The sequence below is a fragment of the Thauera sp. genome, assembly GCF_047601425.1.
In the GTDB taxonomy this organism is placed as follows: Bacteria; Pseudomonadota; Gammaproteobacteria; order Burkholderiales; family Rhodocyclaceae; genus Thauera.
On record NZ_JASGJL010000002.1, the window covers coordinates 630401 to 648597 of the forward strand.

An 18197-nucleotide genomic window follows, 5' to 3' on the forward strand; every position below is an offset into this window, starting at 1 on the left:
TCTTCATTGCAGGGCCGAAGGCGCAGCCGCGCGGCCAAGGTCGGTGGCAACATCGGCGACGCTTCGCATCAGGGCAGCTCGAAGCGCGCCAGCACCGGGTAGTGATCGGAAGCCGTATCGGTGGCGGGCGTGCGCAGCACCTCGTAATGCTGCGCGGTACGTGCCAGCGCCGCGGAAGCGAGCAGGTAGTCGCAGCGCATGGTGGCGAACTCGGCGGCGCGGTAGGCCGCCGTCGGCACGGTCGGCGTTGCCGACCCACCAAGCCGGTGGCCCACATCGACCCAGCCAGCCGCTTCGAGGTGCGCGAGCACGCTGCGGTCGATGCCCTGCAGGTCATCAGCCAGATAGCGGGCACGGTGATGCGACGCCAGTGCGGGCCAGTCTGCCGGTTCGGAATCGTGCGGCGAGGCGGAATTGAAGTCGCCCGTGATGAGCGTCAGCTTGTCCGGCGTGGCCTGCACCGCGAGGTAAGCCGCCTCGCGCCGGCGTACCTCGGGGCCGTTGGGGCACAGGTGCGCGCTGATGAAGGTGACGGGCGTCTCGACACCTGGCACAGCAACCCGCAGCGTCGCCAGCGCATGGTGGAAATGCGCGCTGTCCGCCTCGAAGGTCAGCGGGCGCAGCGGCGCGCGGATGAAGATGGCAAGGTTCTGGCCGGTGCGTGGCGCAACGGCCAGAAAGCCGCGCATGTCGATGGCGTGCTCCAGTGCGTGCAACCAGGCGCCACCGTTGGCGTCGAAGCCCTTGGCCTCCTGCATCAGGAACACGTCGGGACGCACCTCGTTGATGAGGCCGATCTGTGCCCGGGCGCGTGCTTCGTCGGCGCCGTCTCGGCCGGCGAACAGCGTGTTGTAGGTGAGTACGGTCAGCGGCATCCGAAGCTCCAGGGATCAGCGGTTTTCGTCCTGGGCCTCGTACACGCGCTGGGCATAGGCGTCGAGCAGCGCCTCGCATTGCGCCAGGCGTTCAGCCGCCTCGGTGGCGCGCGTGCCGACGTAGAAATCGAGCTTGCGGATCTTCTCCAGCCAGGTCTGGAGCTTTTTTAGATCGACGTCGTTTTCTTCCAGCTCGGCGTAGGTGAAGTGCTTCGCGGCCGTCTCTTTCGCAATCTCGGCCTCGAAGTCGGCGCACTTGTCGATGAACTCGACGTATTCCTCGTCGCGGTCGGCCTTGAAGCGCGTGACCACCTTGTCTTCCTGGGCCTTGTCCAGCGCGATGGTTTCGAGCAAGACCGACTCACCGGCCATCTCGTTGATCTCGTTCTCGATGATCTTGAGCCGGCGGGTGTGATCGTCGGTCTTGGGTAGCAGGCACACGCCGTTCTGCAGGTAGATGGCGCCCATGCCCTTGAGCTTGCGCCACAGGGCAATGCGCTTCTTCGCCGGTTCGGCGGGGACCTTGTAGGTGAGCAACAGCCAGTTTTGCGCTTTCATCAGTTCAATGTAAACGAAACGACCGTAACATTCAATATGAATTAAAAGGTGATCCTGGATGTGCGGGCGGAAGGATTTTCCTGAAACAGTTCTCGACCGTTTCGTCACGAAACGGTATAGTGGCACTTGGAGATGGCGTTCCTCCTGGGGAACCAAACCGCAGCGTTCGCTGCTGATGACGCCTACAGCCACCTGACCTTTTGTCGGGGCTGTAGGCGTTCGCGTCCACATCTCTTGCATGGGTCAGCCCGATGGATTTCGAGCGAACCTACCCATGCCTCATCGCCGTCTTGAACAGCTTGAGCTGCTGCCCTACCTGGGCAAGTGGCTTGTCATTGCCAGTGTGGTTGCCGTCCTGGCCGGCAGCGCCTCGGCTTTCTTCCTCGTTTCCCTGGATCAGGCCACGGCCTGGCGTGAGTCCCATTCCTGGGTGATCTGGCTGCTGCCGGTAGCCGGCCTGGGCGTGGGGCTCGTGTACCACCTGCTTGGCAAGACGGTGGACGCGGGCAACAACCTCATCATCGACGAGATTCACGACCCGAAGAAGGTGGTGCCCCTGCGCATGGTGCCCCTGGTGCTGGGCGGCACGGTCGTGTCGCACCTGTTCGGCGCGTCGGTGGGGCGCGAAGGCACGGCGGTGCAGATGGGCGGCGCGCTGGCCGACCAACTTACCCATGTGTTCCGCCTGGAACATGAGGACCGCCGCATCCTGCTGATGTGCGGTATTGCCGCAGGCTTCGCGTCGGTGTTCGGCACGCCCATGGCCGGCGCCGTGTTCGGGCTGGAAATCCTGGCCATCGGGCGCATGCGCTACGACGCCTTGTTCCCGTGCATGGTGGCGGGCATCGTGGCCGACCAGGTGTGCCTGGCTTGGGGTGTCCACCACGCCCACTACGCGATCGGGCAGATCGTGCCCGTCGGTGCCTGGAGCGTGGTGGCGGTTGTGCTCGCCGGGATCGTGTTCGGCATTGTCGGCATGCTGTTCGCCCGCGCTACCCACGCGCTCGGTGCGCGGGTCAAGCGGCTCATCCACTATGCGCCCCTGCGGCCATTCGCCGGCGGCATCGTCATCGCCGGCGCGGTGTGGGCGCTCGATGGCTACCAATACATCGGCTTGGGCATCCCGGAGATCGAGCGGGCCTTCCAGGAACCGATGCAGCCGTGGGATTTCTTGGGCAAATTCGGTTTCACGGTCGCCTCGTTGGGCACCGGCTTCAAGGGCGGTGAGGTTACGCCTCTCTTCTACATCGGTGCCACCCTCGGCAACGCACTGGCGCCGATCCTGCACATGCCGTTCGCTTTCATGGCCGGCATCGGCTTCGTCGCGGTGTTCTCCGGCGCGGCCAACACCCCGATTGCGACGACCCTGATGGCGATGGAACTGTTCGGTGCCGAGATCGGCCCGCTGGCGGCCATCGGCTGCGTCACGGCCTACCTGTTCTCCGGCCACACCGGCATCTACCACGCGCAGCGTGTGGGCCACAGCAAGCACCGCCGGCACCGGGCCGCTGTCCCAGAGGACCTGCGCATTGCCGATCTTGCCGCCTTCCTCAAGAAGCGCCGCGAAACCTCGAAGTCTCCGACCGCAGATCCTGCGGCATTGCCCCCTGTCTCCAAGGAAAGCGTTGAATGAAAACAGACACGTCCTCGACCATTGCTGCGCTGCGGCTGTACTTTCCGACCGCAACCCGTGCCAAGGTCACGCGCTTCTGGCATCACCTGAGCGCCCCGGCGTTGGCGCAGCACCTGCTGACGGTCGCCAAGAAGGCGAACATCCTGCAGGCCATGCTGCATCGGGTCAGTTCGGGCTACCTGCCCGGAGAGCGGATGTCGCACCAGCATCCAGAGCTGACCGGCATGCGACACCCGGAATGCCTGGAGTTGCTGGACACCGAGCAACGGCTGCGCGAGTTCATGCAGGAGCACGCCGAGGAACTGAACAAAGTGCATGCCGTGTTGTTCCTGTGCGAAATACCGCTCGCGCACAAGAGAGCTGCGCACGGGCACGCGGCCAGGAGCGGCTGACGATGGGAGGCGTATACGCGGTCTTGGCCATCAGCATCGGTGCGGCTATCGGTGCCCTATTGCGGTACGGCCTGAGCCTGGCGATGAATGCCCTGGTGCCGTCGATTCCCATGGGCACCCTGGCTGCCAATCTGACCGCGGCCTACATCGTGGGGTTTGCCATCGCGTACTTCGGCATGGCGCCAGGCTTGTCCCCGACCTGGCGACTGTTCGTGATCACCGGGCTGGCTGGCGGCCTGTCCACGTTTTCTACCTTCTCGGCCGAGTTGCTGACACTGCTGCGCGACGGCCGTCTGGGCTGGTCGGCCGGCATGCTGGCACTGCACGTGGGCGGATCGCTCGCGATGACGGCGCTCGGCATGTTGTCCGCATCGTTTACCCGTCATTCGTAACCAAGGAGTTCCACATGAAAGGCTATCAATTGACGTTTTTCACCGCGCAGGACCGCCGGCATGGACACACGCCCATCGGTGACTGGCTTTTGCAGTTCGCGAAGGACCACGGTGCTGTCGGCGGCACGCTCGTCGGCGGGGCCGAAGGCTTCGATCACGTCGGCCGCTTCCATTCAGCGCACTTCTTCGAGCTGGCCGATCAGCCTTTGGCGGTCACGGTATCCGTGGATGAGCGGGTGTGCGAAGGACTGATGGAGGCACTGGCGCAAGAGGACATCGACCTGACCTACGTGAAAGTGCCTGTCGAGTACGGGCGTATCGGCCGCAAGGCGAAGGAGGACAACTGAATGACGACGATCATCCTGACCCGCCACGGGCATGTGGACTGGATTGCCCCCGAACGATTCCGAGGGCGTGCGGAGCTGCCGCTGTCAGAACTCGGTCAACGTCAGGCCGAAGCGCTCGGCAGGCGGGTCGCCCAGGGCTGGAAGCCCGATGCCATCTACACCAGCCCGCTTTCGCGATGCGTCCATACGGGCGAGGCCATTGGCCGAGTCACCGGCGTACAGCCCGGCCCCCTGGATGACCTTGCCGATACCGACTACGGCCTGTGGCAGGGGCTCACGCATGAGGAAGTGCGCGCCCGATGGCCCGAGGAACTGCGTACCTGGTTCGAGGCACCCGATCTGGCACGGATTCCCAACGGCGAAACACTGGCGGACGTGCTGGTTCGCGCGATGAACGTGCTGCACATCGTCCTGCGCCAGCACCGGGGCCAGACGGTCGTTCTCGTCGGCCACGACAGCATCAATCGTGTCTTGCTGCTGCACAGCCTGGGCCTGCCCCTGTCACGGTACTGGCGTCTGAAGCAGGAGCCATGCTGCATCAACGAGATCGCTGTTGAGGCCCAGCTCTTCACGCTGCATCGCATGAATGACAACCACCACACCTGGGGTACGGGCTGACCGGGCCGATCAGATCGGTGCGTGCAAGGATGCCGGCGGCAATGATGGCGTGAGCCGGCACCGCGGTGCGGCTGCGCAGCAGTTGACCGAGCCCGTTAGTGCGCCGGACTCGCGGGAATATATTTGCCGAAGCGGACATCGTTGCGCTCGGCCAGCGCACCGACCTTGGCCTGGAAGTCCTTGATGTAGGGCTTCTGGAAATGCGCGTCGAGGTCTGCGCGTGATCGCCATGCCTCGTACAGGAACAGGGAGCCGTCCTTTTCCTCATAGAGGTTGTAGGTGATGTAGCCCTCTTCCTGGCTGGTGGGCTGCGCGAGCGACAGGAGCGCCTGGCGAAGCTCGTCCGCTTTGCCAGGCCGGGGCCGCTTGATGCTGCAAATGTGCACGGCGCCGGGCTGCTGGGCATCGCGCTCGCTGAACTTGGCGTTGCTCAGGCTGGAGATCACCCGGCCGAAGTGTGCCTCGTTTTCTCCGTCCAGCAGGGTGCTGGTCCTGCTCACGAAGTCCTTGATGTACGGCTTCTGGAAATGCCTCTCCAGGTCCTCCTGCGAGCGCCATACCTCGTGCAGGAAGATCGAGCCATTGTTTTCCTCGAAGAGGTTGTAGCTGATGTGGCCTTCCTCGCTGCTGGTCGGCGTCACCAGCGCAAGCAGCGACTGGCGCAGCGCATCGGCCTGTCCTTGCTTGGGCTTCATCAGTGCGCAGATGTTGACCGTCTTGTCCTGGGTGGCCTGACCGGCTCCGGGTGATTGGGCAAAAGCTGCAGGTTGGATTGCCGAAGTCAGTGCCAGGACCAGTGCAGCGAATATCGGTCTAAGTAGTGTCATCAGTGCTTGCTCAATGTGCCGTTTGTTCGCAGAGGTCAGAAGCCTTCGAGCACGATCTTCCCGTGCGCCTTGCCGGTTTCGAGCAGGGCATGGGCCTGCTTGAGGGTCTGCGCATCGATGCGGCCCAGCGTCTGGGTCAGCGTGCTGCGGATTTTTCCTTGGTCGATCAGCTCGGCCACCCGGCGCAGCAGGTCGCCTTGAGCGCCAAGATCGGCCGTTTTCATCGTCGGGCGAGTGAACATGGATTCCATGTGCACCGAGATCGACTTGCCCTTGAAAGGCATGACATCGAAGCGCTCGGGATCGTCGATGAAGGAGAACCGTCCCTGCGGCGCGAGCAACTCGATGGCCTGGTCACGGTAGCCAGCCGAGTCGGCGGTCGAGAAGACGAAGCCTGGTGCGCCGATGCCAAGTGCCTCGACCTGCGGGGTGAGCGGCCGGCCATGGTCGATGACATGGTGCGCGCCAAGTTCCAGGCACCATGCACGGGTCTCGGGACGCGAGGCCGTTGCGATCACCGTCACGTCGGTGCAAGCGCGCAGCAACTGGATCGCCATCGAGCCGACGCCGCCCGCGGCACCGATGATGACCCCTGCACCGGCCGCCCCAGGCACGCGACGGGTCACGTCGAGACGGTCGAACAGAACCTCCCATGCGGTGATGGTCGTCAATGGCAAGGCGGCGGCCTGGGCATCAGACAGCGACGCCGGCGCCTTCGCGGCAATGCGCGCATCCACGAGGTGGAACTGCGCGTTCGTGCCCTGGCGATTCAGGTCGCCCGCGTAGTAAATCCGGTCGCCGACGGCGAAGCCCTCGGCCAGAGGCCCGACTTCAACCACCGTGCCCGCAGCATCCCAGCCCAGCACGCGGGGATGGCCCGCATCGCGCGCCATCCAGGTTCGGATCTTGTAGTCCACCGGATTGACCGAGATCGCCTTGATCTCGACCAGCAGATCGTGGCCCGACGCGGTCGGCTTGGGCAGGGTGAAGTCGATCAGCGCGTCCTCGCGCTCGATGGGTCCTGTGTGCGTGTATCCAACCGCCTTCATGGGCCGGCTCCTCATATCTGTTTCACATGTCGAATGATTCGGTTAAGCTCGTTTTTCGTCAATACGCACAAAAAACGCACATAGTGTCGAAAAAGGTACTGTGAAATGGATCAGACAACCCGCACGTCCAACGCTGACCAGCCCCTTTGCTCGGTCGAGGCGGCTGTCGGCTTGTTCAACGGAAAATGGAAGTGCGTGATCCTCTGGCATCTCCTGAACGATGGGACGCTGCGCTTCAACGAATTGCGCCGACGGGTGCCTGGCGCCACGCAGCGCATGGTGACCAACCAACTGCGCGAGCTGGAGGACGACGGCCTGGTCCACCGGCAGGTGTATCCCCAGGTGCCGCCGCGGGTGGAATACAGCCTTACCCCGATGGGCAAGAGCTTGCGCCCGATCTTGCTGGCGCTGCGCAAATGGGGCGACGACAACCTGCGGGCGGCCCGCGCTGACGCCTGAGCCGCGCGTACCTATCGCGCTAGCGCTGTTGCTGGCTCTCGATGTTCCTTGGCCCATGCGATCGACATCTCGTTGGGCACCTGGACGCCGTTCTTGACCGCCAGGATTTCCGCCATCAGGCTCACGGCGATCTCGGCCGGGGTCTTGCTGCCGATGTACAGCCCGATCGGCCCGCGCAGCCGGCGCAAAGACTGTTCGGTCTCGCCGAAGTGCTCGATCAGGCGTTCCCGCCGCGCCTGGTTGTTGCGCCGCGAGCCGATGGCACCGACGTAGAACGCAGGGCTGTGCAACGCTTCGAGCAAAGCCAGGTCGTCGAGCTTGGGGTCGTGGCTGAGCGCAACGATGCAACTGCGCTGATCCGGCCGGAACTCGACGACGGCATCATCGGGCATGGTGGAGACCGTCTGCACGCTCGGAACCGACCACGTGCTGAGGTACTCGATGCGCGGATCGCAGACCGTGACCGCAAACCCGCTGAACAGCGCCATCGTGGACACGTACTCGGCCAGCGCCCCAGCACCGATCAACAACATGCGATAGCCCGGACCCAGGGTGTTGGCCAGCCGGGCGCCGTCGCAGTGCAGCGCTTCGGGCGCAGCGCTGTGCTCCAACTGGACGCTGCCGTCGGCCAGATCCACCACGCGGCGCACGAGTTCCCCGGCTTCGAGCCGACCAACCAGTTGGGCAAGCGCGTCATGCGAAGGCATGAACTCCAGCACCAGTTCCAGCGTTCCTCCGCAAGGCAGGCCGAATCGGTGGGCCTCGTCCGCGGTCACACCGTAGCGCACGACCTCGGTGCCGGCATCTGGCAGGCCGGCGCCGCCATGGGCCTTGGTATATCGGTAGATGAGGTCGTCCTCGATGCACCCGCCGGAGACGCTGCCGACGGCGCGTCCGTCCTCGCGCAAGGCCATCATGGCACCCACGGGGCGAGGCGAGGAGCCCCAGGTTCTTACCACGGTCGCGAGCAGTGCCCGCTGGCCGGCCGCACGCCAGTCGCGGGCAGCTCGCAGAACCATGACGTCAATGTTCTCCACGCTGCTGTCCTCCATGCCCGGCAGCCGCGCCTGCGCGCCAGCTCACGCCGCGGCAGAAAGACAACTGCGCATGCGATGGCCGACGCGAAGGCCGCCTCTGGGCCTACAAAAGTTTCTCCGGCGTGATCGGCAGATCGCGGATGCGTTTGCCGGTGGCGTGGAAGACCGCGTTGGCGATGGCCGCCGGAATGCCCACCATGCCCAGCTCGCCCATGCCCTTGACGCCCAGCGGATTGACAATGGTGTCGTCTTCCTCGACGAAGATCGTCTCGATGGCGTGGATGTCGGCGTTCACGGGCACGTGGTAGTGCTGCAGGTTCGCGTTCGCGATGCGGCCGGTGCGATGGTCGATCTCGGTCGCTTCCTCCAGCGCCATGCCGATGCCCCAGACCACGCCGCCGATCTCCTGGCTGTGCGAGGCCAGCGGGTTGAGAATCTTGCCGCAGGCGGTGATCTCGATCACGCGGGTGACGCGCACCGTCCCCAGGTCCGGGTCGACCTTCACCTCCACGAACTGCGCTCCATGGGCCAGAGAAGCGTACTTCTCACGCTCGGGGGAGGGTTTGGAATCGTAAACCTCGGTGATCTCCGTCGTGCCCGTGCGTCGCATGACCTCGGCGATCTCGACCGAATGCGCAGGTTCGTTCTTGACGCGCAGCCGGCCGTCGAGCATTTCCACACTCGAAGCGTCAACGCCCTGTAGCGGCGAGCCGGTATCGCGGTTGGCCAGCTCCAGCAAGCGGGCCGTGATCGTCAAGGCCGCGCCGCGCACGGCCGAGCCCACACTCGATGTCGTCCAGGAGCCGCCCTGCGCAGGTGCCCTGGGCTGGCGCGTGTCGCCCAGCTCGAAGTGCACCTGGTCCAGCCGCAGGCCGAGAAACTCGGCGGCGATCATGGTCATGACGGTGTAGGTGCCCGGCCCGATGTCGCTGGTGGCACTGGCCACGCTCGCGGTGCCGTCGGCCCGGTAGGTCACGCGCGCGCTCGCGGGCATCTGCATCGCCCCCCAGACGCTGCTGGCCATGCCCCAGCCGACCAGCAACTTGCCGTCGCGCATCGAACGCGGCTCGTGATTGCGGTTCTTCCAGCCGAACTTCTCTGCGCCCAGGCGGTAGCACTCGCGCAGGGCCTTGCTGGAGAAGGGCTTGCCGCTGTCGGGATCGACCTCGGCATAGTTGATCAGGCGCAGTTCGAGCGGATCGATCTTCAGCGCATACGCCAGCTCGTCCATTGCGCTTTCCAGGGCAAACATGCCGCTGACGGCCCCCGGCGCACGCATCCAGGTCGGCGTGGCCAGATCGACGGCTGCGACTTTGAGCGGGGCATTCAGGTTGGGACAGGCATAGACCTGGGTGACGAAGCGCGTCGTTGCGTCAGAGAACGGCTCGAACGAGGACGTGTTGTGAAACGCCTCATGCACCAGTGCCTGCAGCTTGCCGCGCGCATCCGTGCCCAGCGTGACCTTCTGCACCGTGTGCGGCCGATAGCCGTGTCCGGTGAACATCTGGGTGCGCGTGTACACGACCTTGACCGGCCGCTTCAGCTCGCGCGCGGCCATGGCGGTCAGGGACGGGTAGTAGTTCGGCTTGAGCGAAGCGCCGAAGGCGCCCCCGACGAAGGGCGAGACCACACGGATGTTGTCGGCCGGCACGCCCAAACCCTCGGCCAGGTGCTTCTGCACGCTGTAGACCTCTTGGGTCTTGTCGAAGATCGTGAGCTGATCGCCTTCCCAAAAGGCGATTGCCGCATGCGGCTCGATGGGGTTGTGGTGGTTGATCGGGATGCGGTATTCGGCCTCGACCTTGACGGGCGCTGCCTGCAATGCAGCAGCCGGATTGCCGCGGGGCTTCGGGTTCCTGGAATCGAGCTGAGCCCTGTCGAGCACCGTCTCCAGGTTGGTATTGTGCGGTTCGGCCTGGTAGGCCACCTTGACCAGCCGCGCCGCGTGGCGTGCCTGTTCGTAGCTCTCGGCCACTACCAGCGCGATCGGCTGGCCGTTGAAGAAGACCCGGTCCGACTGCAGCGGCCAGGACCACTGCGGCAGCTCGCCGGCTGCGGGGGCTTTGCCCAGCCGGCCGGCGTTCAAGTGCGTGAAGACGCGCACCACACCGGCAGTCTGCTCGGCCTCGCGGGTATCGATGGCGGTGATGCGGCCTTTGGCGATGGTGCTCAACACCAGAAAGCCGTAGGCCACGTGGGGCACCTGGAACTCGGCCGTGTACTTGGCCTTTCCGGTGACCTTGGCGATCCCATCGACGCGGGTGGTTTCTTTACCCAGATAGCGTGCCATGACGATCCTCCTTCAAGCCAACCGCGCCGCACGCATCAACGCGCGGACGATGGATCGTTGGCCCAGTTCTACCTTGTAGGTGTTGTGCGCCAGCGGGCGGGCATCGCGCAGCGCGGCGGCAGCCGCCTGCTGGAACGTCGCCTCGGTCGCGCGGCGTCCTGTCAACGCCGCCTCTGCCTCGGCACTGCGCCAGGGCTTGTGGGCGACGCTGCCCAGCACCACACGGGCCTGCCGGATGGTGCCGCCGTCCAGATCGAGGGCCGCGGCGACCGCGACCATGGCAAAGGCGTAGGAGGCGCGGTCGCGCACCTTCAGGTAGTGAGCGTTGCGCGCGAAATCGGCGGCCGCGACCGGCAGTTCGATCGCCAGGATCAGCTCGCCGTGCTCCAGGGTGTTGTCGCGCTGTGGCGTGTCGCCGGGCAGCCGGTGGAACTCGGCGATCGGGATCAGGCGCTCACGGCCATCCGGTGCGCGCACGCGCACGCTGGCCCCCAGCGCATACAAGGCATTGGCCATGTCGCCGGGATAGGTGGCGACACAGGATTCGCTCCACCCGAGGATGGCGTGCATCCTGTTCAGGCCCTCGCGGGCACCGCAGCCGCTGCCGGCCTCGCGTTTGTTGCAGGGCGTGGCCGTATCGTAGAAGTAGTTGCAGCGCGTGCGCTGAAGCAGGTTGCCGCCATTGGTCGCCATGTTGCGAAGTTGCCCGGAGGCGCCGGCAACGATGGCCTGGGTCAGCAGCGGGTAGTTCTCGCGGATCAGCGGGTGGTTCGCTGTCTCGGTATTGGTCGCCAGCGCTCCGATGGACAGGCCGGCGCGCGAGCGCTTGATTTCCCGCAGCGGCAGGCTGCGGATGTCCACCACGCGGCTCGGCCGCTCGATGTCCTCCTTCATCAGGTCCACCAGGTTGGTGCCGCCGGCGAGGAACTTGGCATCGGCCACCGCCGCCACGGCGGCGGTGCTGCTGGCGGCATCGGCGGCGCGCACGTACTCAAACGGTCTCATGGCCGTCCTCCTTGCGCACGGATGCGAGCTGCGTCTCGGTTGCGAACCCCCAGGTCTGCGCGCTCTGGCGGCCCGAGTGGGCTTCCTGCACCGCGGCGACGATGCCCGGGTAGGCGCCGCAGCGGCAGATGTTGCCGCTCATGCGCTCGCGAATCTCGTCGTCGGACAGGCTCGCATTGCCTTTGCGAACGTCCGCCGTCACATGGCTCACGTCGCCGCGGCGGGCTTCGCCCAGCACCCCGACGGCAGAGCAGATCTGCCCCGGCGTACAGTAGCCGCACTGGAAGGCATCATGCTTGATGAAGGCGGCCTGGACCGGATGCAGTTGATCGTTCTGAGCCAGTCCTTCGATCGTGGTCACCTCGCGTCCTTCGAGCGTGGCGGTAAGGGTTAGGCACGACAGGACGCGCTGCCCATCGACCAGCACGGTACAGGCGCCGCACTGGCCCTGGTCGCAGCCCTTCTTCGAGCCGGTCAGCCCCAGCCGCTCGCGCAGTGCATCGAGCAACACGACGCGCGAATCCAGTTCGAGGGTCTGTGGCGCGCCGTTGATCTGAAGCGCCACCTTGACCACGTTCTGCGCCTTGACGGGCGCGCTCACCGCGTCGGCGGCCAGCGGCAGGTCCGCCAGCGCGGCTTCCTTGGCAAGCAGATTGCTCGCAAACAGGCCGAGGCTGCCGACAGCCGAGGTGATCATGAAGGTGCGCCGCGACTGGCCGACACCATCCAGTTCGGGCATCTCTCGCAAGAGAGCGGCCTCGTCGGCGCTCAACTGAGGAGCCGACTCATTCTCTACATCGTGGGTCATGTGGGGTTATCCTTTCTGGAGGCACGAGATGCTGTGGCGGTATGGCTGCTCCGGCGAGCGGAGGCATTCGGTGCGAGGTTCCAGCAATTCCACAATCTAGCCAACAATGACCCACGCAGGGATTCACGAAAGCGAAGGCTTCCATGAATCCCAGTGATAGATAGCCCGCGATTGGCCCGGAAATGGCCGCCATCTGGAGGGTGACACCGCCCCCCTTCGAACAGGGCTCAGCCGACCATCTGCGCTTGCATCCGCAACAGGCGCTCGGCTTCACGCAGATCGTCCAGGGAATCCACGTCGAATGCGATGCCGGGATCGTCCAGCGATAGATCCAGGACCCGGCCCCGGTCGCGATACGTGCGCACCACCGATGCCGCTCCTGCGTCCCCCGTCAATGTCCGCAGTGCCGCCAGGCATTCGCGTCGGAAGCCGACCGGGTGGCCCCGGCGGTAGCGATGGTGAGGCACCACCACGGGATGTTCATTGAGCGCGAGCGCCACATGGCGAAGTGACTCAGCGCGGATCAGCGGCAAGTCGCCGGGCAGGATCAGCCACCCTGCGGCAATGGCTGTGGCCTTCACGCCCAATGCGATCGAGTCCCCCATCCCCGCGGTCCCGCCCGCCGGGCGCACCAGATGCCACGGCAGCCCTGACGCCTTGACCGCCCCGAGCACGTGCTCAAGCACCGACTCGCCCTCCAGCAGCGTGTCCAGCTTATGAACCACACCGCCCGAGGCGAGAAAGCGTTCCCCGCGCCCTGCGGCAAGGACGATGACGGTGGGCGATGAAGAAGCCGGGCGATGCTGGCAAGCCAATGCGTCCATTCGTGATCTGCCGACGATTGCTCAAAGGGGTGCTGGGAAGACGGGAGCCGGAGGGTGCCGACGGCCGCCATTGGCGACGACGCGGGCAGACCGACCAAGGTGCTCGCAGCCCCCGAAAATTCATGTAGGGCGAGAAGCCGCACGAAGTTTAGTCCCGCCATTCTGGAGGGTTATGCGCGTCGGCGTGCATGCGACCATGAGCGAGATTGATAAATCGCTTTGTGAGGCCAAGGAATCGGACTGGCTCGGCGGGCAGCCTTCCAGGGTATGCGAGGGTTTTCTCCTGCGCAGCCCGCCCGCCCGCGTTATGCGAGTTCGGAGAATGGTAGCGACGAAATAGCATCCAATTGGTAAAGTATCGATTCATCCATGTACAGGATCGATAAATGGCCCGAGAGCACTACAGCGACCTTCTTGCCTTGATGGCCGTTGCGCAGGAGCGTAGCTTCACCCGCGCGGCGGCCACGCTGGGCATGTCGCAGTCGATGCTCAGCCACACGATCCGTGAAATGGAAGCGCGTCTCGGCGTTCGCTTGCTCACCCGTACCACGCGCAGCGTGTCGGTGACCGAGGCCGGGGAAAGGCTGCTGAAGGTGGTTGTTCCCCGAATGCGGGACATCGAGGCCGAACTGCGCTCCGTGGCAGAGAGTGGCAGCGAGCCCAGCGGCACCATCCGCTTCACAGCCTCGGACCACGCCATCGATACGCTGCTCTGGCCCAAGCTGGCGAAAGTCTTGCCGGCCTATCCCAAGATCAGGGTCGAACTCAGCGTCGACTACGCATTCAGCGATATCGTCCAGGGTCGGTATGACTTTGGCGTGCAGTTGGCGGAAGAACTCGGTAAGGACATTGCGGCCGTTCGCATCGGGCCGGACCTCCAGTTCATGATCGTCGCTTCCCCCTCGTACCTTTCCACCCGGCCCGCGCCGACGCAGCCGGAGGATCTGCTCCATCACGATTGCATCAATCTGCGCATCGCCACGCAGGGCAACCTCTGCCTGTGGCAGCTCAAACGCGGGCAGCGCGAGATGAACGTGGACGTGGGTGGGAGCATGATCTTCAACGGCTTCTACCAGCTCGTGAACGCGGCGGTGTCGGGGTTCGGACTGGCCTATGTCCCCGAAGACCTGGCGCGGCCGCACATCGAAGCCGGCAGGCTCCTGCCGGTGCTCAAACCCTGGTGGCGTAAGTTTCCAGGCTACCACCTGTTCTACGCCCGACAGCGCAAGACATCGCGGGCGATGCAGGTCCTGATCGACGCATTGCGCGCGAAGCGCTAGCCGGCTTGCGGCGAACCGTCATGCGTCGGGACAGCGGCGCTTGCCTCGCGAACGGGCGCTGTCGTGGCGCAGCAGGTCTTTCGGGCCGCTGGCGAATCCGGCTCAAGCCTCGCCGCGCGCCGCAGCCACGTCCGCGAGGACCGAGATGGCGAGCGAGCCAGCGTCGCGTGCTTTGGGAAAGAGGCCGATCGGTCCTTTGATTCGCATGATGTCCGCTTCGCGGTAGCCGGATTCAATGAGCGCTTGGCACCTTCTTTGGTGTGTCCGGCTGCTGCCCAGCGCCCCGATGTAGAACGGCTCCGCGTCCAAGGCCGCGCGCAGGGCGGGCAGCTCTTGATCCAGATCGTGATACAGCAGCACCACTGCCGTGGCGGCATCGATCAGTCTGGCTGCCAGTGCTGCGTCGCAGTCCGGGTGGGCATGGACGTCATAACTCGTGGCTCGCGCGAGCTTCGCTGTGGCTTCGAGTTCGAGGGCACGACCGTAGATGACGAGCCGCGTGCGAGGCCGATAGCCGACGTCAAAGCCCGCGTTGCTTGGTCCAGTTGCAACCCGGTGAGGCAGGAAAGTCACATCCTCGCGGGCGAAGTCCAGGCGCAAGCCGGTAGGCTGACGTTGCTCCAGCGCCTCCAGCACCGCCACCAGGGGCGAGGAAGAGCGCACGAGATGGATGTGCAGCGTGATCCCGCCGCCGCATGGCAGAACGATGTCGAAGTACGGGGAGTCGCGGCCAAAGTCGACCTGCCGGTCCCGGCCGCACGCAATGGCCTGCATGGCTTCGGCCGCTACAGCCGCCTCCACGCATCCGCCCGACACAAAGCCGCAATACCGACCGTCGGATCGCACCGCCATCTGGGAGCCCAGCGGGCGGGCTGCACCGCCACGAACACCGACCAGCGTGACCAGCGCAACCGCGATGCCTTCAGAAAAGCTGTCCGCCGCGAAGCGAAGAATCGTTGCACTGTCGTCGGTCAGGGTAGCCGGTGCTGGGAACGGTGCACTTGGCACGTTGGGGCAACCTCATGGTCGAAGTGATCGGATGGCGCCGGCGTCAGCCCAGCTTCGTGCCGGTGGCGCGCGCAAGTTCGGCCAGCAGCAGATCCTGGAACCGGGTGTCGCTGACGGCGGGATGCGGCCCTTGGCGCTGCTGGTGGTGCCAATAGCCGCCGCTGGTCAATGCCTCGGGGTCATCACTGGTGGCCAGCCACTCCTGTGTCAGGTGGCCCAGCCGCAGGTCGTCGGGGGCGCTCGGGCCACCCATCCTGGTCGGTACCCAGCCCGGATCGACGGCGTTGCTGTACACCTCGGGCCACAGCCGCGCGGCGGCGGCCGCCAGCGTGGTGACAAACAGCTTGCTGTCCGAGTAGGTGCCGGTGGACGTGCGGCCAGTCCAGTCCATGCCCGACAGGCTGGCCCGTCCTCCCTTGTGCATGCTGCTGCTCAGGTAGATCAGGCGCTGCGGACGCTGGATCAGCGCGGTGAGCAGATACGGAGCCACGACGTTGACCACCAGCAGCGGTGCGCCGGAGATCACCCCCGCGTTGTGGATGACGGCATCCATCCGCCCGATCTCGTTAACTTGGCGCGCGAGGTCGCGCACTTGTGCCAGGTCCGACAGGTCGCCGATGGTGGCGGTCGCGCCCTGGTCCACCAGTTCCTTCACGGCGGACATGCGCGCCTGGGAGCGGACATGCACGACGACTTCATGGCCCTGCGACAGCAGCGTCTTGGCCGCGGCATGGCCCAATCCGTCGGAGGAGCCGGTGATGAAGATGCGGGCCTTGCGGCCCGCGCCACGGGGTGCAGTGGGCATGAGGGCATCCTTTCGGGAGTTCGAGAGGGGTTGTGCCAGGACGGTCGCGGCGGGCAGGAGCGCTCCCGCGATCAAGGTTGATCCCAGCTCGGCGCCGGTGACGAGGAATGCTCGACGGTCCATGGGGCATGTTCTCCGGTCAGGCCGCCAGGCCGCGCGCGGCCTGAAGCGGTGTGCTGCTGTGGCAGCGACTCATTGGGGATTCATTGGGATCGCACGGGCGGTAGCCCCCTGCTGAACACCTTGGCGTGGAACACCGTCGCGCCTTCTCCGCCATCGCCATCGTTGGAGACGGCATAGAGGTCGTTGCGGTCCGGGTCGATCGCCATGCTCGTCGAGGCCAGATTGTGGCCGCTGTCGCGCCCGGGCAGCAGCACCTGGCCGATCGGCAGGCCGTTGCGGTTGAACGCCATCATCCGGCCCTGCCCGTAGAGCGCCACGTACACGTTGCCATCGGCGTCCACCCGCATCGAGTCCGGCGCCGGGCCGACGAAGCGGTAGGCGATGGCCGAGCCGATGGGCGCGATGGTGGTCGCATCGGCCAGTTGGATGCGGTGCAGCAGGTTGCGGCCGAACTCCGTGGCCCACAGCGACTTGCCATCCGGGCTGAGCGCGACGCCGTTGGCCATCGCCAGGTGGGGCAGCACCGGCTTGATCGTCGAGAAGTCCGGGGTGTCGTAGTACACGCCGCCCGTCGGCTCGGTGGCCGTGCCCTTGAAGTCGGTGAAGTAGAAGCCGCCCGCGGCGTCGAACACCAGATCGTTGGGCATGTAGCCGGCCATGGGCGGGATGATGGCCTGCAGGCCGGAGCCGTCCAGGTTCACGGCGTAGATCCCGCCGCGGCTGTTCGGGATGTCCAGTGCGGCAATGAACAGGCGGCCGTCCCTGTGCAGGGCCAGGCCGCCCGGCGCCAGCGCATCCAGCGTGACGACAGTGGACAGGTGCCTGTCCGGCGTCAGGCGCAGCACGCGGTGGCCGCTCACGTCGCAGAACAGCAGGTTGCCGCTGCGGTCGAAGATCGCGCCTTCGAGGATCATCTCGCCCTTGGAGACCTTGAACCATGGCTCGGCCACCGTGGATTGCAGCGCGCTCTCGGATGGCGGGATCGGCACCACGCTGCGCGTCTGCGCGTCGTAGGCCAGTCCTGCGGCAGCAGCCGGTTGGGCGGATACGGCCGACGTGAAGCCGATGCCGGCGATCAGGCATGCAGCGAGGAATGTTCGGATCATCGCCATGTGCTCACCAGGGCTGGTTGGCCGGGCCGACCGTGAACTCGTTGATCGTCGTGTCCTCGGGCTGGTCGATGGCGAAGGCGACGACGCTGGCAATGCGGTCCGGGGAAATGCCGTACTTGTCGTAGGTGCCCTGCATCTGCTCGCGCGAGGCCTTGTCGCTGATGGTGGTCAGCAGCTCGGTGTTGATGGCGGCCGGGTAGATCGTCGCGGTGCGGATGTGGGTGCCTTCCATGGCCGATTCCATGCGCAGCACTTCCATGAAGTCGCGCACGAACCACTTGGTGCCGCCATAGACGGCGCCGCCCGGATAGGCCTTCAGACCGGCCACCGAGGACGTCGCGATGACGTGGCCGGACTTCTGCGCCAGGAAGGCCGGCAGCACGGCGGCGACGCCGTTGAGCACGCCCTTGACGTTGACATCGACCATCTGGTGCCAGTCGTCGGTCTTGAGCGCCGACAGCGGCGAGTTGGGCATCAGCCCGGCGTTCAGGAAGATGACATCCACGCGGCCGAACTTGTCCTGGGCCAGCTTGACGATGCGGTCGTTGTCTTCCTGCTTGGTGACGTCCAGCTCCTGGTAGGCGGCCTGGCCGCCGTGTTGCCGGATGTCATCGGCGATCAGCTTGAGCTTGTCCGCCCGCCGCGCGCCGAGCACGACCTTGGCGCCTCTGCTAGCGAGCAGCTTGGCCGTGGCCTCGCCGATGCCCGACGACGCGCCGGTGATGATGACGACTTTGTCCTTGATCATGAGGGTC

20 protein-coding genes and 1 riboswitch are annotated in these 18197 nt (G+C 65.5%); of the genes, 7 read left to right on the forward strand and 13 right to left on the reverse strand.

Translation table 11 applies throughout. The features are described 5' to 3' along the window. Positions 1–68 precede the first annotated feature (68 nt). Both QM748_RS19515 and QM748_RS19520 read right to left on the reverse strand, forming a co-directional pair. Positions 69–875 carry an endonuclease/exonuclease/phosphatase family protein gene (locus tag QM748_RS19515; protein WP_415248639.1) on the reverse strand — a complete coding sequence of 269 codons (807 nt, stop codon included), beginning with the start codon at positions 873–875 and terminating at the stop codon, positions 69–71. Positions 876–890: 15 nt separating this feature from the next. Next, positions 891–1433, reverse strand: coding sequence for a Chromate resistance protein ChrB (locus QM748_RS19520; protein WP_415248640.1), 543 nt, complete (start codon positions 1431–1433; stop codon positions 891–893). Between the two features lie 119 nt (positions 1434–1552). Further along, positions 1553–1625: riboswitch (Fluoride riboswitch) on the forward strand. A gap of 46 nt (positions 1626–1671) precedes the next feature. On the opposite strand from QM748_RS19520, the gene QM748_RS19525 reads away from it, so the two are divergent. The 5 genes from QM748_RS19525 to QM748_RS19545 are packed head-to-tail and all read left to right on the forward strand — an operon-like array spanning position 1672 to position 4815. Next, positions 1672–3066: a voltage-gated chloride channel family protein gene (locus QM748_RS19525; RefSeq protein ID WP_415248641.1), complete on the forward strand. Its 1395-nt coding sequence runs from the start codon at positions 1672–1674 to the stop codon at positions 3064–3066. Next, positions 3063–3458: a hypothetical protein gene (locus QM748_RS19530; RefSeq protein ID WP_415248642.1), complete on the forward strand. Its 396-nt coding sequence runs from the start codon at positions 3063–3065 to the stop codon at positions 3456–3458. The genes QM748_RS19525 and QM748_RS19530 overlap by 4 nt, the downstream gene beginning before the upstream one ends. Positions 3459–3481: 23 nt before the next feature. Continuing rightward, positions 3482–3850, forward strand: coding sequence for a fluoride efflux transporter CrcB (crcB, locus tag QM748_RS19535; protein ID WP_415248643.1), 369 nt, complete (start codon positions 3482–3484; stop codon positions 3848–3850). A 14-nt stretch (positions 3851–3864) separates the two neighbouring features. After that, positions 3865–4197, forward strand: coding sequence for a DUF190 domain-containing protein (locus QM748_RS19540; protein ID WP_415248644.1), 333 nt, complete (start codon positions 3865–3867; stop codon positions 4195–4197). Continuing rightward, positions 4198–4815 carry a histidine phosphatase family protein gene (locus QM748_RS19545; RefSeq protein ID WP_415248645.1) on the forward strand — a complete coding sequence of 206 codons (618 nt, stop codon included), beginning with the start codon at positions 4198–4200 and terminating at the stop codon, positions 4813–4815. 95 nt (positions 4816–4910) lie between these two features. Here QM748_RS19545 and QM748_RS19550 read toward each other — a convergent pair whose 3' ends face one another. Both QM748_RS19550 and QM748_RS19555 read right to left on the reverse strand, forming a co-directional pair. Further along, a complete protein-coding gene (locus QM748_RS19550; protein WP_415248646.1) occupies positions 4911–5642 on the reverse strand; it encodes a putative quinol monooxygenase in 732 nt (243 codons plus the stop codon). A 35-nt stretch (positions 5643–5677) separates the two neighbouring features. Continuing rightward, positions 5678–6691: a zinc-binding alcohol dehydrogenase family protein gene (locus tag QM748_RS19555; RefSeq protein ID WP_415248647.1), complete on the reverse strand. Its 1014-nt coding sequence runs from the start codon at positions 6689–6691 to the stop codon at positions 5678–5680. A gap of 105 nt (positions 6692–6796) precedes the next feature. Between QM748_RS19555 and QM748_RS19560 the strand changes: the two genes are divergently transcribed. Next, positions 6797–7150 carry a winged helix-turn-helix transcriptional regulator gene (locus QM748_RS19560; RefSeq protein WP_415248648.1) on the forward strand — a complete coding sequence of 118 codons (354 nt, stop codon included), beginning with the start codon at positions 6797–6799 and terminating at the stop codon, positions 7148–7150. 11 nt (positions 7151–7161) lie between these two features. On the opposite strand, the gene QM748_RS19565 is transcribed toward QM748_RS19560, so the two are convergent. The 5 genes from QM748_RS19565 to QM748_RS19585 form a co-directional block, all read right to left on the reverse strand. Next, positions 7162–8187 (reverse strand): XdhC family protein, encoded by a 1026-nt coding sequence (locus tag QM748_RS19565; protein ID WP_415248649.1) that lies wholly within the window; start codon positions 8185–8187, stop codon positions 7162–7164. A 103-nt stretch (positions 8188–8290) separates the two neighbouring features. Further along, positions 8291–10477 (reverse strand): xanthine dehydrogenase family protein molybdopterin-binding subunit, encoded by a 2187-nt coding sequence (locus QM748_RS19570; RefSeq protein WP_415248650.1) that lies wholly within the window; start codon positions 10475–10477, stop codon positions 8291–8293. A 12-nt stretch (positions 10478–10489) separates the two neighbouring features. Next, positions 10490–11482, reverse strand: coding sequence for an FAD binding domain-containing protein (locus tag QM748_RS19575; protein WP_415248651.1), 993 nt, complete (start codon positions 11480–11482; stop codon positions 10490–10492). Next, on the reverse strand, positions 11469–12290 hold the full coding sequence (locus tag QM748_RS19580; protein ID WP_415248652.1) for a 2Fe-2S iron-sulfur cluster-binding protein: 822 nt from the start codon (positions 12288–12290) through the stop codon (positions 11469–11471). The genes QM748_RS19575 and QM748_RS19580 overlap by 14 nt, the downstream gene beginning before the upstream one ends. Positions 12291–12517: 227 nt before the next feature. Then, positions 12518–13114 (reverse strand): nucleotidyltransferase family protein, encoded by a 597-nt coding sequence (locus tag QM748_RS19585; RefSeq protein WP_415248653.1) that lies wholly within the window; start codon positions 13112–13114, stop codon positions 12518–12520. Positions 13115–13500: 386 nt separating this feature from the next. On the opposite strand from QM748_RS19585, the gene QM748_RS19590 reads away from it, so the two are divergent. Continuing rightward, entirely contained in the window at positions 13501–14394 is an 894-nt protein-coding gene (locus QM748_RS19590) for a LysR family transcriptional regulator (protein ID WP_415248654.1), read from the forward strand. A 102-nt stretch (positions 14395–14496) separates the two neighbouring features. On the opposite strand, the gene QM748_RS19595 is transcribed toward QM748_RS19590, so the two are convergent. The 4 genes from QM748_RS19595 to QM748_RS19610 all read right to left on the reverse strand — a co-directional run bounded on the left by QM748_RS19595 (position 14497) and on the right by QM748_RS19610 (position 18190). Continuing rightward, positions 14497–15402 carry an XdhC family protein gene (locus QM748_RS19595; protein ID WP_415248655.1) on the reverse strand — a complete coding sequence of 302 codons (906 nt, stop codon included), beginning with the start codon at positions 15400–15402 and terminating at the stop codon, positions 14497–14499. Between the two features lie 43 nt (positions 15403–15445). Continuing rightward, positions 15446–16207, reverse strand: a complete 762-nt coding sequence (locus QM748_RS19600; protein WP_415248656.1) for an SDR family NAD(P)-dependent oxidoreductase — start codon at positions 16205–16207, stop codon at positions 15446–15448. 203 nt (positions 16208–16410) lie between these two features. Next, positions 16411–17436, reverse strand: a complete 1026-nt coding sequence (locus QM748_RS19605; protein WP_415248657.1) for an SMP-30/gluconolactonase/LRE family protein — start codon at positions 17434–17436, stop codon at positions 16411–16413. A gap of 10 nt (positions 17437–17446) precedes the next feature. Next, positions 17447–18190 carry an SDR family oxidoreductase gene (locus QM748_RS19610; protein WP_415248658.1) on the reverse strand — a complete coding sequence of 248 codons (744 nt, stop codon included), beginning with the start codon at positions 18188–18190 and terminating at the stop codon, positions 17447–17449. Positions 18191–18197 lie beyond the last annotated feature (7 nt).